9 protein-coding genes and 5 pseudogenes are annotated in these 17103 nt (G+C 53.7%); 9 read left to right on the top strand and 5 right to left on the bottom strand.

Translation table 11 applies throughout. The annotated features are described in order from the left end of the window. Positions 1-101 precede the first annotated feature (101 nt). On the top strand, positions 102-5888 hold the full coding sequence (locus tag ACRZ9X_RS21955; RefSeq protein ID WP_480522234.1) for a DUF4214 domain-containing protein: 5787 nt from the start codon (positions 102-104) through the stop codon (positions 5886-5888). Positions 5889-6267: 379 nt separating this feature from the next. Beyond that, on the top strand, positions 6268-7530 hold the full coding sequence (locus tag ACRZ9X_RS21950) for a glycosyltransferase family 4 protein (RefSeq protein WP_480522233.1): 1263 nt from the start codon (positions 6268-6270) through the stop codon (positions 7528-7530). Between the two features lie 611 nt (positions 7531-8141). Here the strand turns inward: ACRZ9X_RS21950 and ACRZ9X_RS21945 are convergent. Continuing rightward, positions 8142-8762, bottom strand: a complete 621-nt coding sequence (locus ACRZ9X_RS21945) for a recombinase family protein (RefSeq protein ID WP_480522232.1) — start codon at positions 8760-8762, stop codon at positions 8142-8144. 423 nt (positions 8763-9185) lie between these two features. Between ACRZ9X_RS21945 and ACRZ9X_RS21940 the strand changes: the two genes are divergently transcribed. The 6 genes and pseudogenes from ACRZ9X_RS21940 to ACRZ9X_RS21915 all read left to right on the top strand — a co-directional run. Beyond that, positions 9186-9740, top strand: a complete 555-nt coding sequence (locus ACRZ9X_RS21940) for a hypothetical protein (protein WP_480522231.1) — start codon at positions 9186-9188, stop codon at positions 9738-9740. After that, complete coding sequence (locus ACRZ9X_RS21935; protein ID WP_480522230.1) at positions 9741-11258, top strand: hypothetical protein; 1518 nt, start codon at positions 9741-9743, stop codon at positions 11256-11258. It begins immediately after the preceding gene. A 3-nt stretch (positions 11259-11261) separates the two neighbouring features. After that, a complete protein-coding gene (locus ACRZ9X_RS21930) occupies positions 11262-11477 on the top strand; it encodes a hypothetical protein (protein ID WP_480522229.1) in 216 nt (71 codons plus the stop codon). Between the two features lie 336 nt (positions 11478-11813). Continuing rightward, positions 11814-12425 (top strand): annotated as a pseudogene (gene tnpC / locus ACRZ9X_RS21925) (IS66 family transposase); the annotation flags it as partial. Positions 12426-12442: 17 nt separating this feature from the next. Beyond that, positions 12443-12625 (top strand): annotated as a pseudogene (locus ACRZ9X_RS21920) (integrase core domain-containing protein); the annotation flags it as partial. A gap of 300 nt (positions 12626-12925) precedes the next feature. Next, a pseudogene (locus ACRZ9X_RS21915) lies at positions 12926-13690 on the top strand (helix-turn-helix domain-containing protein); the annotation flags it as partial. Between the two features lie 16 nt (positions 13691-13706). Here ACRZ9X_RS21915 and tnpC (ACRZ9X_RS21910) read toward each other — a convergent pair. The 3 genes from tnpC (ACRZ9X_RS21910) to tnpA are packed head-to-tail and all read right to left on the bottom strand — an operon-like array spanning position 13707 to position 16018. Continuing rightward, positions 13707-15224 (bottom strand): IS66 family transposase, encoded by a 1518-nt coding sequence (tnpC, locus tag ACRZ9X_RS21910; protein ID WP_480522228.1) that lies wholly within the window; start codon positions 15222-15224, stop codon positions 13707-13709. A 54-nt stretch (positions 15225-15278) separates the two neighbouring features. Beyond that, positions 15279-15602, bottom strand: a complete 324-nt coding sequence (gene tnpB / locus ACRZ9X_RS21905; RefSeq protein ID WP_480522227.1) for an IS66 family insertion sequence element accessory protein TnpB — start codon at positions 15600-15602, stop codon at positions 15279-15281. Between the two features lie 26 nt (positions 15603-15628). Next, the gene (gene tnpA, locus ACRZ9X_RS21900) at positions 15629-16018 is read right to left on the bottom strand and encodes an IS66-like element accessory protein TnpA (protein ID WP_480522226.1); all 390 of its coding nucleotides are present in this window, start codon (positions 16016-16018) and stop codon (positions 15629-15631) included. A 74-nt stretch (positions 16019-16092) separates the two neighbouring features. On the opposite strand from tnpA, the pseudogene ACRZ9X_RS21895 reads away from it, so the two are divergent. Next, a pseudogene (locus ACRZ9X_RS21895) lies at positions 16093-16386 on the top strand (integrase core domain-containing protein); the annotation flags it as partial. A 353-nt stretch (positions 16387-16739) separates the two neighbouring features. On the opposite strand, the pseudogene ACRZ9X_RS21890 reads toward ACRZ9X_RS21895, so the two are convergent. After that, positions 16740-17103 (bottom strand): annotated as a pseudogene (locus ACRZ9X_RS21890) (hypothetical protein); the annotation flags it as partial.

Here is a 17103-nt window from a genome sequence, read left to right as displayed (position 1 = left end):
CGGAAGGTGGCGGTCTGGAAGCAACAAAAACAACCCGCGTCAGTGGCGATGGCCTGACCGCGACATCCCGCACGGATCGCAATGGCGATGGCACGGACGAGTTGATCGCCACCGCGACCACAGTGCTTGGCACAGATGGCGGCCAGACCGTGACAACCGACTATACCGATGGGACCGGGTCGAAGCTGGCTAAAACTGTGGCCAACGTAAGTGATGATGGCCTGTCCACCAACTGGAGTGCTGATTTTGATGGTGACGACGACTTTGAGTTCGTCACCACCGCAGGTATCACGTATCAGACAGATGGTGATGTGGTGCAGAGCTCTACGACTACGAATGGAGACGGGATCGCGCTTTCCAGTGTCTCAACTACTACTTCAGGCGATGGGCTCAGCACGTCGATGCAGGTTGATCTCGATGGCGATGGTGCAAACGATCTGACCCGCACCCGAACCATTGAAGCCAGTGGCGCCTGGTCTCAGACCGATCAGCAGTTCGGTTCAGGAGCTGCACTGGTACACGACGTGGCCACAACCCAAAGCGCAGACGGCTGGACCCGCAGCACGCAAGTCGATGAAGATGGGGACGGCACCGTAGACCGCGACCTCGTGATCGCAATTGATCTGGATCGCACTACAACATCGACCTGGCAGGATCTGGACAGCAACGGGTCCGCGACCACCATTCTGACGGCAACAGAAACCGCTAACGGTGTTGCTTCGACATTCGCTTTCGATCTGGACGGCGACGGTGCAACCGAGTTCACGCGCAGCTCACACACAGAATTCGACGCGGCGGGTAATCGAATTACCGAAGTAACACAGCATCACGGTCAACGCCTAACCTTCGCGGAAACCATTACGGAAGCCGCAACCGGGCTGCATCGGACAAGTGAGGTCGATTACGATGGCGATGAAAGACTTGATGCCACAACGCAAGTGACCACCACGTTAAACGACGATGGCAGTCAAAGCACAACAGACACCACGACCTATTGGCGGACCGGTGATGCAACCACGCGCCTGCGAGATGTCAGTGCGGATGGCAGAACGATAACCGAAACCCGGGATTATGACGGTGACGGGAAGAACGACCATGCCATGACGACCTTTTATGGGGCGGACGACCGGTTGACGACAACCGAGATGTCATACAACTCCGAAGGTGATCCGGACGTAACACGAGTTACCACGGTGACTGCCGATGGTCTGATTACTACGACCACGACTGATGGCGGCACAGATCTGGATACTGATGACGATACCTCCTTCACCGTCGTTCGCTCCCCGATAGCGAAGGATAGCTACGAAACCAGCTATGACAGCGAATATCTGAATTTCTCCAGCAGCCATTACGTTGATGGAGCGGGCATTGAGACCTGGTCACTTTCGCGAACAATCACCAACAGAGATACGGGTGCGACAACAAACGAAGACTTCGAGTTCCGGTTGGATCCAGCGTCTAAATCGCGCCTGCTGGCGGAGGCAGAACGCCTATTCGACACCGTTTTGGATCGTGACCTTGAACCCTTCGAATATGAGGTTCTCGCCGCGCATGCCCAGAATGGAGAGCTTGACTTAGAGGGTCTGGCCTCCGAGCTTTTGCAGTCTTACGAATTTGAGATGAGGTTCCCGAACCTTTCTGATGCTGCATTTGTGGATCAAGTCTATCTCAATGCTCTTGGTCGCGGCGCGAGCCTGACGGAATTTTCCGATGCTTTCGAAGGTCTCTTGTCCGGCACTCACTCTCGTGCAGAGCTGGTGGCCAGTCTTTCTGAGAGCTCAGAACATATTGTCGTTGGCAATGGACATATGTTCACCAACAACTTCGACCCCCAGCTCAACCCGGCCCAGGCAGAACGGTCGCTGGACAAGGCATATATCTGGAGCGTTGCCGAAAGTCTGGTGGATGTCCTTTATGACGTCCGGCTTGTCGATGTGGCGCTTGAACTCGTCGCCCAGCGGGTGCTGGACGGCGGGGAAACACTCCTGGATCTGGCAACACGGCTTGTGGACGAAACCTCTGATCTGGACCCGGATTCTGAATTTGATTTGACCGACCTTAGTGATGACGACTTTGTCATTCACGTTTTTCAGAACGCATTTGGACGTCCGCCTGAATCGGGTGAGCTTGCGCAGTGGTCAGGGCACCTGGGATCAGGTGCCAACATGACGCGTGGCGAGTTTGTATTGTTCATTGCCAAGAGCGTTGAGCATCTCACTTCCGGGCAGAAAGAGTCTTTGATCAATCGCTACGTGAGCTTTGATGGCACTGGATTAGCGGATATCGATCTGGATGATCAGGTTTTGGACGGCGCGTTTGGTGATGATCGTGGGAATCTCTTACAAGCCGTCAATCACTCCAGAAAAGTGCAGATTTCCGGAGGCGCCGGGAATGACACAATCTGGGGTGGCAGCAATGATGACTTCGTCGCAGGTGATGCCGGAGCGGACGAGATTCGCGGGTTTGGCGGTAATGACGTCTTATTCGTAGATTCCGCGGACCTTGCCGCAGGCAATGTGAGCGGTGATGAAGGCATCGACACGCTGAAACTGGTCGATGACACTGCCGCGACCATAAATCTGGAAACTCTAAACGTCGAATTAGTCTATTCCGGCGCAGGAGACGACGATATTTCTGCTGGCGCCCGATTGAATGGTACGTTCATCGATGGTGCGGCGGGGAAGGACACGATCACTGGTGGCGTTGCAACAGATACACTGACCGGCGGTCGAGGTGATGATCGGATCTTGGGCGGCAACGGCACAGACTACATTTCCGGGGGCACCGGCAATGACCAGCTGTTCGGGCAGGCAGGTGACGACGTCGTTCAGGGGAACGATGGAGACGACGCGCTATTTGGTGGCCAAGGCGACGACTGGCTTCTGGGTGACACTGGGGAAGACACGTTGTCAGGTGAAGGGGGCGACGACTTTATCCAGGGCGGCGCTGGAAACGATGTACTCAAAGGCGGTTTCGGTGACGATCGACTTTTGGGAGGAGAAGGCGATGATGCCCTCTATTTTTGGCATGGCGACGACCTGCTGATCGGCGGCGATGGGGATGATACATTCCATCTGGCGCGCAGCGATGATCATGGAACGTCCAATCTGCAAGGTTGGAGTATCATTCAGGGTGGGAAAGGCTTTGATACGCTGGAATTGGCAGCAGGCGGGTTTAGCAATCCGAAATACATCGGCAACAATCAGTGGCAGATTTTTAGAAACAAAAGCGATGGTACACATTACATCATCGATGTTCAGGACATCGAGCGGGTTCGCTTTTCGGACGGAACAACAAAAACCCTCAGCACTAACACCGGAGCTGACAACAGTAGCAAATACGCGCGTTCACAACCACACTGGCACTATGGCGATTCCGCTTTGATAACAAATGAAAGTAATGAAAAAAGCCACGGGTACTGGGACTGGCAATGGATACCCGATCGTGGGGATCAAGAAGGGCGTTGGGGAAATGTATTTGTCACACAACTTTCTGGATCCGTTCTTCGCGGGTCTACTGGTAATGATGATCTGAAGGGTAACAACAACGATTCTAACAAGATTGAGGGAAATAGCGGCTCAGACACCATTCGCGGTTATCACGGAAACGAAAATATAAAGGGCGGTAGTGGCGCGGATAGAGTTTTTGGAAACGATGACAAAGACACCATTTACGGGGGGTCCGGCGCGGACTACCTCAAGGGCGGAGCGAGGAATGACCACCTGAACGGTAATTCCGGAGCCGATACGATTTTTGGCGAAGACGGTGCGGACACAATTTATGGCTTTGAGGGCGATGACTTTATCTACGGCGGTTCCTCAAACGACTATCTACATGGTGGCGAAGGTCGCGACTACATAGATGGCAGTTCGAATAATGACACTATTATAGGTGGTTCAGGTGGCGATCGGCTAATTGGCGGCTCCGGCCACGATCGTATTGAAGGGCATGCGGGTTCTGATACGATTTCTGGAGGATACGACAACGACCAACTATTTGGAGGCTTAGGGGATGACATTCTGAACGGCTACCACGGAAACGACTCATTGTCTGGTGGCGACGGCGATGATGTCCTGAAGGGTGAGGCGGGAATAGATACTTTGAACGGAGGGAATGGGCGCGACTACCTTGAAGGTGGAACGGGCGCTGATATCCTTGATGGCGGGGCAGGCCTGCTTGATGCAGCTGTATACCAGAATTCTACAGCAGCGGTTACCGTCAATCTCTCGACTGGAATCCATTCCGGCGGTGACGCTACTGGTGATGTGTTGACGAATATCGAAAACGTCATCGGTTCGAACCATGCAGATCATCTGGCAGGTGACGACTTCGACAACCTTCTGGAGGGGGGCGCCGGAAACGACACCCTTGTTGGCGGTGTCGGCCATGATCGGCTCTACGGAGACGATGGAAACGATCAGATCGATGGCGGTGAAGGGTTTGACCGCGTTTGGGGCGGAGCCGGACAGGACACTGTCCAACTGGGCACAGGCGACGACGCATTCCACGGCGATGACAACGGCGACACCCTCGGGCACGACAGTGTATCCGGAGGTGATGGCAACGATGTGATATATGGTGATCTCGGGAATGACACCATCATGGGAGATGCCGGAAATGACTATATTCACGGTCAAATTGGCGGCGATTCACTCACAGGAGGAATCGGTGACGACACCATATTTGGCAACGAGGGTCAGGATAGCCTAAGTGGCGATGACGGAGCTGACTTACTGTATGGCGGCGATGACATTGATTTTCTTTGGGGTGGCGACGATGATGACCAGCTGCATGGAGGCACCGGCGACGACCACCTGTTCGGGGATGACGGCAACGACACCATTTACGGCGAGGACGGCGACGACACACTTGAAGGAGGCTTGGGGAACGATGAACTCGTCGGCGGATTTGGCAATGACACGGTCTATGGTGGCGAGGGCGACGATTTAATCGTCTATGTTTCCGGGGATGATTATATAGATGCGGGCCGGAACGACGTGGATACGCTCGATTTAAGCAAATTCAGCTCAGATCAAGTGAAGTTCCGAACTGCATCACATCATGTTTTCATCCAAACTCCTGACGGCGAAATCCAATTGCACTATCAAGTGCGATACGACCCCGGGTTCAGGTCAAATGTGGAAAGAGTTGTATTCTCTGACATTGTTTATGGCGAGGTTGTAATCCGGGATCGAGCTATTGCGGATCAATCGACTGACGGCAATGACGTCGTCAATGGGACGTTCCAGGACGACCACATTTTGGACGGGTTAGGTGATGATACGTTTAGCGCCAGCAAGGGTGATGACACAATTGTCTACCACTCCGGCAATGACAAAGTTGACGCCGGTCCAGATGGCAACGATACGTTAGACCTCAGCAAATACAGCTCGGATCAAGTCAAATTTCGCGCAGCAGGAAATGACGTTTTTGTTCAAACACCGGACGGCGAAATTGAGTTGAACAATCAGGTGCGCTACGAGCTTGGGAACAGCACAAATGTCGAGTATATCATACTCTCTGACGCTGTGTTGGATGAAGCAAGCATTCGAATTCGTGCTATTGATGATCAAGCCACCAGCGGTGATGATACAATCATTGGCACACCTCAAGATGATGTGATCAACGGTGGGCAAGGTGACGACGTATTGATTGGGAACAATGGGGTCGATCAGTTTTTGTTCGAGGTCGGCGACGGTTCAGATCAGATTGCAGATTATGATGTAGCTGAAGACAGTATTCAATTCGATGGGCTGACATTCGCTGATCTGACAATAACGCAAGTCGGAAGTAACGTGGAAATTGCATACGGAAGCGATGATTTAATTGAGATACTGAACGCAAATGCGTTGAACTTCACAATAAACGAATTCCAATTCATTTGACACTTATAGGCATATGCGCACGGTAACTCAGAATGTGAGCTGAAAATAACCTCATATTCTGAGCGACCAGCGCCGTGGCGCTGGTCGCTGACGTCCGATCTTCGAATCCGGTACAGGGAGTTTCTATGACCTTTCTACGCAAAGGATGCGCTTTCGAAATCAGAAATCCAGGCGAGCGAGCAGTGGCCGGTCTTCTCGATAGTTTTTTCAGACAAACCAATCGTCAAGTTCCAAGTCTTCGGTTTCAAACAAGGCTAGTCAAATAGATGATTCTGATAGATAATTCCGTGAATTTCCGAACGGCCTATGAGGCCCAGTTATCTTTGTTTTGCACGGAATCCTGAATGAATTCTGATTTGAATTCGCTAAGAGTTTTACTATGAAATTGCTCTTCGTGCATCAAAACATGCCCGGCCAGTACCGAGAATTAATCCAATGGCTGGCTGCTCAGGGTGGACATGAATTGGTATTCCTGACCCAGCGTGATCCGGCGCCGCAATACTCCGGCGTGACCACAGTAGTTTACCGTCCACATCATAGGCCAGACGCCGATGCCTATGGTCTCAGTAAAGTCTGGGAAGAGGCTACGGGTGTAGGGTTTGGCGTGGCCATGGCAGCCCGGCGGCTGGAGAAAGAGCAGGGATTCAAACCTGATCTGGTGCTAGGGCATACCGGTTGGGGAGAGCTGCTGTTCCTCAAACAAATCTGGCCCGACGTACCCATCCTGGGCTTTTTCGAGTATTTCTACAATCTTACTGGCGGGCTTGTGGGGTTTGACCCGGAAGAGCCGGTCTCGGATCATACTCCTTTTTTGCTCCAGGCCCGCAATGCCGTCCCGTATGCTTCCATCGACATTGTCGATTTGGGGCATGTCCCGACCCAATGGCAACGAGACCAATTTCCGGGCAGTTTCCAGAGTAAGTTCTATACGTGTCATGATGGAATTCGTACTGATCTTCTGAGACCAGACCCAACGGCCAGCATTCCGTTGGGGCGACTGGGACGAACAGTCACACGCGAAGACGAAGTTTTTACCTACATGGCCAGGAACATGGAACGTGCGCGCGGGTTCCACATCTTCATGCGCGCGCTACCGAAAATTCTTGAGGAACGCCCCGAAGCGCGCGTAATTATCATTGGGGGCGATGATGCATCTTATGGGCGCAAAAGCGATCATCCCGGTGGGTTTCGGGCTGAATTGGAAGCGGAAGTCGGCCATCTGATCGATTGGGACCGGGTACACTTCGTAGGTACTGTGCCATATGACGATTATTGTCGCATTATCCAACTCAGCCGTTGCCACATTGCGCTGACGATGCCTTTTGTGATGTCCTGGTCATTGCTGGAAGCCATGGCGATGCAGGCAACCGTGGTCAGCAGCGACGTTGCCCCTGTTCGTGAGGCAATAACTCATGGGGAAACCGGGCTTCTGGTAAACTTCTTCAACCCAGCCGCACTGGCTGAACAAGTGATAGATGTACTCGCTGACCCAGACTCATATGCGCATATCGGCCTGACCGCACGCGCCTCAGTCGTCGAGCGATATGACTTCCTGACTTGCTGTCTGCCCGAGCACATCCGGCAGATGAATGATCTATTACCTGCCAATCTTGAGATCGCCTGCTTGGATGAATTTTTTTGAATAAAATCACTACAGAAAACAAACACCGAAATGTCCGTAGTCAGGGTTTTTTAGAGACTTGTGGCTTTTTTGGTGCGGAGGCACTGGTTCGGTTTCTATTTGGACCTGTTAAGATTTGGTGCCGCCCCTTTGATAGCATTCACTGCAGCAAAGAAGTTGAACTATGTGTAGCGATTTGAGATCGTTAACTGTTGGAGGCGAAGTTATCCGTTTTTTCCGGCTTAGACTATTTGAAACTGTAAATCGATTTGGGATCACATTATTTGAAAATAGGCTCAGAATAATTGAGACGGGTTAACACTGCTGAGCCCGGGGGTCGGTCAAACGCCGCCCCATCTTGTTCGATGTGCGTGTTTTCAGGGCGGCGATCTTCTCACTGTATCGCTTCAATTCGGCACTAGGCACAGCTCTCGGCTCTTCCCGGTCAACCCTACGTAGGTCCTTGGGCCGCAGCTGCCCTGACAAAGCGCGATATACGGTGGCCCGAGAAACACCAAAGAGGCTGGCCACTCCTTCAATCAAAACCCGCCGACCTGGGGCACGAGGTGCAAGATCATCAAGGCGTCTCCGTAGATCGAGCAATGCTTCTGCCGGAATGCTACCGTCTTTGCTCATGCGGAATTTCCGTCCAACAGTTTCTGACCGGGCGCTTTCGCGCTGCCGTCGCCGTTGACGTATTCATAGAGGGTTGTCGTGGTGATCCCGAGCCGCTTTGCCAGATCTGAAGCATTGGTCTCACCATCTGCCATGGCCTTCATCGCCATTCGTAGCATGGTCATATCCATCTTGCGCGGCCGCCCACCTTTCCGGCCCCGCGCACGTGCCGCTGCCAGCCCGGCGCGGGTGCGTTCAGCGATGAGTTCCCGTTCGAACTCGGCGAGGCTGGCTAAGATGCCGAAGACGAGACGCCCATTGGCGGTTGTCGTGTCAATCTCGGCCCCTGCGCCGGAAAGAACGCGAAGGCCAACTCCGCGCTCTCGCAGGTCGTCAACTGTTGCCACGAGATGCTTGAGATCGCGCCCAAGGCGGTCCAGTTTCCAGATCACCAGAGAATTACCCGGCTGAAGCGCTTTCATGCAGGCATCGAGCCCTGGCCGATGATCCTTCCGCCCGGATGCCTTGTCTTCATAGATGCGCTCGGCATCGACACCGGCTTCAATCAGCGCATCACGTTGCAAATCAAGGAGCTGGCTCCCGTCCGCCTTCGACACCCGTGCATATCCAATGAGCATGGCAACTCGCCTCGCCAGAATAGACAAGACGCACCGTGCAACCTCATTATGATTTCCGCAACGGTTTTTCTGGTGATGTTCACAGCTCTGTATGACCGTCGCCGAGACCACAAGGAAAACGCCCGTTTTCCGGGTCGTTTGTCACCGTTTTAGATCGTTAACGGGGCCGGGTGCGAGTTCGCGGTGACTGCCAGACGCAAGGGGCATGCCACGCAGTATGAAGTGAACAGATGACCTTTTGCAGAAAGCACTGTTTGAAGAAAGGATGTTCCTCGTTCGCCTATAGATTGATGGTGACACAACGAGCCGTCTTCGGTATTCAGCTTAGGGTAGGTGACGGCAAGCCACATAGTACAAGCCTGGTTGCTTCCAATTTTTGCGTGTAGAGTCTTCTATTTGAGAGGCACAGATATGGCGGCGTTCATGAAGAAAGTTACGACAGTTATTTTCTTGTCGATCTCCATGCCCATGACTGCAATGTCTGAGACCGTAGTTTGCAGCAAGTTCGACTATTTCAACGCTCGTTCTCTCAATCATTTTCGCGATCATAGTGGCCTCAATCTAAAAGACGAAGAAATTTCCGATTGGTTGCCGGGCGACACGATTACGAAAGAAGCAAGTAAAATTGTAATCGCGGTTCCAAAGTATGCCATAAATGAGAGCTTCGGCTGCATTGATAAGGCTGAGCACATCGCGCCCGGAGTAAAGGCCGCCATTTCTAAAAGCAGCGCTGAAGTAGGAACCTCACCACCAGAATATGATAAAATAGTTGTAGGAGAACACTCCGCCAATTCTCCTTTTGGACCGATAACAATGAAAATAAGTTACGTGCGAACTTCTTCGCTAGTTGTGCAGGTCATTATCACAGATGAAGCCGAGCCAGTCAGGTCTATAGATGCAATAGAGAGATATTTTGATTTACCCCTCGGATATTGCGAACAAAACGAAAATTGCGGAATAGAGATCGGAGAGCATTAAATGGGGAATCAGTATACGATTGAGCAAGGTGCCGGTGGGGTTGTAACGCTGTATGAAAAATCGGTGACTGGTAACAGCTACGTCACTTTGAAAGCACCAGGAGTTAATATCAAAGGCACCAAAGGGTTTGGTTACAGCGATGAATGGAGTTTTTCTCACGACTTGCCTCAAGATCCTGCTTTGGGTGGCAAGGGGTTAAAGGTCCAGTTTGGAAAGTCTGAGCAGGGAACGGATGTTATCGTCAAAGGCTACAGCGCTGATATTGCTGATGTCGTTGGTGCCAAACCTCTTGATTTTGTGATTTCCTTTGATCCGCAAGGAAAGGCCACCAACTTGAAGGTGGGCGCATCTTTTTCGGTGAACGGCGCTTCCGCTTCAGCGGGCTTTTCAATTGACCCTCACAATCCAACCGATGCTTCCCAAATACGGTCGATAACTTACGATCCAAACGGAAATACCTATGTAACTCAGTATAATATCAGTTCGCGAAAAGAACCTTATGCATTAATCAAAGTATATGGACCAACAGGTCTGTTGATCGACGAAATTCAAAGGCCGATTGATCCTGATTTTGCAGCCCAGATTTCCTCCGGGTTTCTATCCCCAACAGATCACTGCTTTGTCAAAGACACCCCTATCCAGATGTGGCCGACCGATCCTTCGATTAAGCCACGAGATGACGGCTCGTATGACGAAGAGTTGGTGCTTTCGAAGATTTGGGAGAAGCCTATCAGCGAAATCCGTATCGTAGATCTGGTTGTCGCCTATGACGATAGAGGTCGACTGGCACCCAAAACCGTGACGCGGACTATGACTAACACAGCCAAGCATATTCTCGATTTCTGGGGCACGGGCGTCACTCCTGGTCACGCTTACTTTTGCGCTGATGGAGAGTTCAAAGGCCAGCATGTGCCTTTGTTGGACATTCTCCGCACCGATGGCACGATCATGAAAAGCGACGGCACACAGATCCGCGCCGCAACTGGTTGCGAGGTTGGTTCGATCCACGACCGGTTCGTTCATGCTGTGGTGGGCGACAAACAACCCAACGGGAAAATTTCCATCCGCGAACAAGGACAAGTTCGCCTCGGGACGCGCGTCATTCTTGAGAACGGCGAACAGCATTGCGTTCTGGATATTCTCAACGCAAACGGTGCTCAGATTACGGAGGACGGCTATATCCGCTCCGGAGCTGAAGGTGCCAAGGTGCCGTTGAGCTGGACCTTCTCCGAACAGCTTCCAAAGCCCGAAGACTATATCCTGAGAAGCTCGAAGGTAACGCTTGAAGAGATATACGCTGCGGGCGAATGGGAGCAGATCGGCCCGAGACTGCCTGCACCAGATGGTTCAAAGGCTTCGCCGCAGCTGCGCAATGCCACGTCGGTCGGCAACAAAAAGCCATTGGCTACCGCAGACGGGATGCGTCAGCCAACTCGCGCACTCAACCGCAAGCAGCGTAAGGCACTGGAAGCCAAGCAACGCAAGGCTGCCAAAGCCGGAAAACGGCTGGCGAGTTGATTCATGAGCGAGAGCGACGGCATCAAATCTGGCGAGATAGTTGACGCCTTTGAAGTGACCCATTTCCCTAAAGGAGATGGCTTTCACTGGGCAAAGCGGCCTACGCACTATCCGGAGCGAAGGCCGGTCACACTCTACGGAATCGAGGTGGTCGATGAAAATGGCGATCCAGCCCCTTTCATTGCGCATCCGATACCGTTCAAGAACACCCTGAACTGAAACTCACAGTTCCCTTGGGTGCCAGTAGAGACGGTTCTAATCGGGGATCACCAGGCGCGGAACCACGATGGCGCAAGCGCAACGATGCGCTTGCCTCTTGCCAGCGTCGTTAACCGGGCTGGAGCGAAAGCCATCCCGCCCTGAGCCCCTCTAGATGCCGGTGCAAGCACGTTCTCACTTAACCGATCCCAGTCTCAACAATGTGAGCCCGTCTCATTTATTCTGAGCCCAGTCGCAACTAATGTGATCCCAAATCAATTTACAGTCTCAAATAATCTGTGCCAGAAACGCCGATAATCTCGCGCCCAAGGGTTTATGATCTCAAGCCGCTACAGCTATGTCGGATACAACCGCCTGCTCAAACGGCAGGAGGGCGCGATCCGGTTGGCGCACTGCTGGGCACACGCCCGCCGTAAGCTCTTTGATGTGGCAAAAGCTGGCAAAGCCACCCCGATTGCCGATGAAGGCATAGCGCAGATTCAGGCTCTCTATCGTATCGAAAAGAAAATAAGGGGCCAAAACCCGGACGTTCGGAAAGCTGCGCGGCAGGAACGCTCAAAACCGAACATCGATCAGATGGAAATCTGGCTCCGAGAAACGCATTCCCGCGTCTCTGCCAAATCACCCATCGGCGAGGCGCTGAGCTATATTGCCAAACACTGGGAAGGTCTGATCGTCTTCCTCGACGATGGTCGCGTGGAATTGGATTCCAATTCCGTTGAGCGGACAATCGGCCCAATCGCGCTCAACAGGAAAAACGCGTTGTTCGCTGGACATGACGCTGAAGCTCAGAACTGGGCAATCCTCGCGTCAATGATATAAACCTGCAAATTGAACAATGTCGATCCGAACGCTTGGCTCACCCAAACCCTGAATGCAATCGCAAATGGGCACAAACAGTCCAACATCAGCAGCCTGATGCCCTGGAATTTCGCCAAAGACGTGTGATCGGCGCCCCGCTTACGTTCAACTCAAAATTCAGGACAGAATGCCTGAACACGCATTGGTTCCTGTCGCTGTCGGATGCTTGCGAAAGGATGGAGGAATGGCGTAGATACTATAACGAAGAAAGACCGCACAGCGCCATCGGGAACATCCCACCGGCAATGTTGGCAAACTCACATGACGATACCAGCCCGTCATGCTGAGAAAATGCGGAAAACTCTATGCCCAGGTGGCAGAAGGTTGGGGAGCAGAACATCAAACCTCAAGAACTCTGCGCCAAGTGGAGGAAGATCAGGGGCTCAGGTCACAATCAAAATCTCATGGCCCGCAACGGACGCTTAACATGGCTCCCGATGGGTTCCAATAATATGAATTAGTCTCGATGTGATCTGACACCGCCCCCAATTTTTCAAATTGGATTGGGGGCGGTGGTTCCCTTGAAGGGAAATGGTTGTCCGTTTTGATGGTGGTGCCAACCAAACCATCGAAACGAGGAAACCACGATGTTGAATACTACCGACAAGATCATCAAACACAAAACCGGGCTGCTGAATCTGGCCGAGGAGCTGGGCAATGTCTCGAAGGCCTGTCAGGTGATGGGCTATAGCCGGGATACTTTCTATCGCTACAAGTCAGCCGTTGAAGAAGGCGGTGTGGAAGCGCTGTTTGAGCGCACCCGTCGCAAGCCCAATCTGGCAAACCGGGTGGACGACGCGACCGAGCAGGCCGTCATCAAATCCGCCACTGATTTTCCGGCCTACGGTCAGGCCCGCACTTCGAACGAGTTGCGTAAGCTGGGTGTCTTCGTCTCACCCTCGGGTGTCCGGTCGATCTGGCTGCGGCACGATCTGGCAAACTTCAAGGCCCGGCTGAAGGCGTTGGAAGCCAAGGTGGCCGAGGATGGCATGATCCTGACCGAGGCCCAGGTGCAGGCGCTGGAGAAGAAGAAGCTCGACGATGAAGCCTGCGGCGAGGTGGAAACAGCCCATCCCGGCTATCTGGGATCACAGGACACGTTTTATGTCGGCACGCTCAAGGGCGTCGGGCGGGTCTATCAGCAGACTTACGTGGACACCTATTGCAAGGTGGCGCATGCCAAGCTCTACACCACCAAAACGCCAATCACCGCCGCCGACCTGCTCAATGACCGGGTGCTGCCATTCCATGACGAGCAAGGCCTGCCGGTGCTGCGGATCATGACAGATCGCGGGACGGAATACTGCGGGCGCGTCGACAAACACGATTTCCAGCTCTTCCTGGCGATCAACGTAAGCGGTTCACCGATCACACGTCTTCGGCATAGTTCCAGGGCATCAGGCTGTTGATGTCGGATTGCTTGTGCCCGTTTGCGATGGCAGTCAGTGTTCGATTGAGCCAAGCGTGCGGATCGGTGCTGTTCAATTTGCAGGTCTCTATCATTGACGCGAGGATTGCCCAGTTCTGAGCTCCGGCCTCATGGCCGGCGAAGAGAGAGTTTTTTCGGTTCAGGGCAATCGGGCGGATTGTGCGTTCGACGCTGTTGGAATCCAGTTCCACGCGACCATCGTCCAGGAACACGGTCAGGCCGTCCCAGTGTTTGGCAATATAGCTCAGGGCTTCGCCGATGGGTGATTTGGCGGAGACGCGGGAGCGCGTTTCCCGGAGCCAAAATTCCATCTGATCAATGATTGGTTTTGAGCGTTCCTGCCGCACTGCGTTCCGGGCGGCCGGGCTTTGGCCTCTGATTTCCTTTTCGATGCGGTAGAGGTCCCGGATCTGCGCGATGCCCTCATCCGCAATCGGAGTGGCTTTGCCAGCTTTTGCCACATCAAAGAGCTTACGGCGGGCGTGTGCCCAGCAGTGCGCCAACCGGATTGCGTCCTCCTGCCGTTTGAGCAGGCGGTTGTATCCGGCATAGCCGTCAACTTGCAGCGTACCGTTGAACCCTGTCAGAATCTGCTTTGCATATTCTCCGGCGCGTCCCGGCGCATAGGTGAAAGCTACACCGGGCGGATCGTCCCCATCCCATGGCCGATCATCTCGGGCCAGCGCCCAGAAGTAGCCGGTTTTGGTCTTCTTGCGACCGGGATCGAGGACTGGGGCGACGGTTTCGTCCATGAACAATTTGGATGACCGTTTCAGATCGGCCATCAGCGCGTCATAGACGGGCCGTAGTTCAAACGCTGCCCTGCCAACCCAAGCGGCCAGGGTCGAGCGATCCAGATCGATCCCTTGCCGGGCGTAAATCTGGGCCTGACGATACAGGGGAAGATGATCCGCATATTTACTGACGATCACATGGGCTATTGTCGCTTCGGTTGGCAGACCGCCGGGGATCAGGTACGCCGGGGCCGGAGCCTGGACGATGCCTTCTTCGCAGGACCGGCAGGCATACTTCGGGCGGCGGGTGACGATCACGCGGAACCGGGCCGGGACAATATCCAGACGTTCGCTGATATCCTCACCAATGACGTGTCGTTCAGTGCCACAACCGCAGACCGTGCTGTCCAGCTCAATGACCTTTTCGATGCGCGGCAGATGTTTTGGCAGCGATCCCCGGTTGCTCTGGCGCGGTGCGGAGGTTTGTGTTGGCGTGACAAGCGAATTGGCTTCGCCCTCAGCCTCGACCTGAGCAATCCCGGATTCGATATCTTCCAAAGCCAACTCGAACTGGCCTGGATCGACCTTTTCGGATTTACGGCCAAAGAGTGCTTTCCTCAGCGCCGCAACCAGCGTTTCCAGACGTGCATTCTGCTCGCCCTGGGCCACAATCATGGCTTTGAGCGCGTCGATATCATCAGGAAGATCAGCCGTCGAAATCATGGCCGTGATCTACCAAAACGGACACCTGGCTGCCTGCCCAAACGGGCGCGCGAGTCACTCTGCCGCAGTTGGTTGACGCGCTGACAGCGCCTTCACTTTCCGCCAGTCCAGCCCGGCAAACAGCGCCTCGAACTGGGCATGGTTCAGCGACATCAGGCCATCCCGGATCGCAGGCCAGGTGAAGGTCGTTTCCTCTAATCGCTTATACGTCATCACCAGCCCAGTGCCGTCCCAATAGAGCAGCTTCAGCCGATCCGCTCTCTTCGAACGGAACACAAACACGGTCCCGGTGAACGGTTCTTTACGCAGCTCATTCTGCACCAGTGCTGCCAGCCCGTCATGACCCTTTCGGAAGTCCACCGGCTTCGTTGCAACCACAATCCGAACCCGGTTCGAGGGGAAAATCATGAGACCCCGTTCAACGCGCGAACAATCTCGGCGATCCGCTCTGGCGGCGTGGCCGCATCCAGCCGCACCACAACATCACCGCGCAGAAGATCCAACGTCGCTGTCGACGACGAAGTCTCGGGAACAGCGGCAGAGGTCACAACCAAAGGCGCAAAGTCGGGCTCTTCCGCAGCGGGCAGGATCAGACGACCGTCCTTCGCCTCGCGCCGCCACGCCGACAAATGGTTCGGCCGCATATCATACCGCCGCGCTACCTCGCTCACCGTCGCGCCATCTACAAGCGTTTCCGCGACAATCCGCGCCTTCAGATCACGAGGCCAGCGTCGATGGCCCCGCCGCCCGACCAATACATCAATGTCATTGAGAAACGACGTTGAGTGCTCCATTGAGAAACTCCCTGAAAACTATCACTCAGGCTGGAATCTCAAATCACAAACCAAAACAGAAGGTGGGACCAAAGCTCCGCTTACCGATCAACGATATCGACCACACGAAAACCAAGGTGAAATCACCGCAGACCAATGGCATCTGCGAGCGGTTCCACAAGACGGTATTGCAGGAGTTCTACCAGGTTGCGTTCCGCAAGAAGCTCTACGACAGCATCGAAACCTTGCAGGCCGATCTGGACGAATGGCTGAATCACTACAACCACGAGCGCACTCATCAGGGCAAAATGTGTTGCGGCAGAACGCCGTTCCAGACCATGATCGAGGGCAAAGAAATCTGGAAGGAAAAGTTCCTGAACCAAACTTGACCTGACAGACGCCGCCGGAAAAACGGCCAACTGTCAGATCACATCGGAACCACTACACTTAATAAACTCCTGACAAATCTACACTCTGCAGCGGTATCGCAGATCAGGCTGACTTCAGGAAGGTCGGGTCAGTGCACCGCTTACCGCGGGTAGCTTCGCCGAACCTGTTTTTCTACGCGGTACCGAGGTTAACAACCTCTCTCCATGCATCGATTGCCGAACGGGCATGTTGCAAGGGTAATGCCACGGGGTAGGCGGCCATCGGCGGACGACTTAACTTCTTTGGCAACGGACACGTCCTCTTCGCAGCTTTGCAATTGCGACCCCGTCCAATGAGATGAGATCGCTGCAAGCTACCCGAAGAGGAAGTCCTCTTGGGTCAGGTTTGTCTCGTCGAAGTTTTTAACCAGGATTGTCCCGTGCCCGGCAATTGCGACCTCGGCGTCGGATGAGCCCGATGCGGTGATGACGAGGTTATCGTAAGTCACGCCCGCGATCTCAATGTGAAACAGGTCAATCCCAGCAATAAAATCACTTACCGTATCGTTGCCGAACCCAGATTTAAAGACAAAGTAATCACCACCAATACCTCCAATCAGCACATCATCCCCCAAGCCACCGACGAGTACATCGTCGCCTCCGTGCCCCCTGAGCGTGTCATTCCCAGCAAAGCCAAAGAGGTTGTCGGCATAGTACCCGCTGTTGTAGCCGGTCAGA

The sequence above is a fragment of the Ruegeria sp. AL1 genome, from assembly GCF_056540905.1.
Note: the sequence above shows the minus strand (reverse complement) of the source record. Positions and strands in the feature narration are given on the sequence as shown.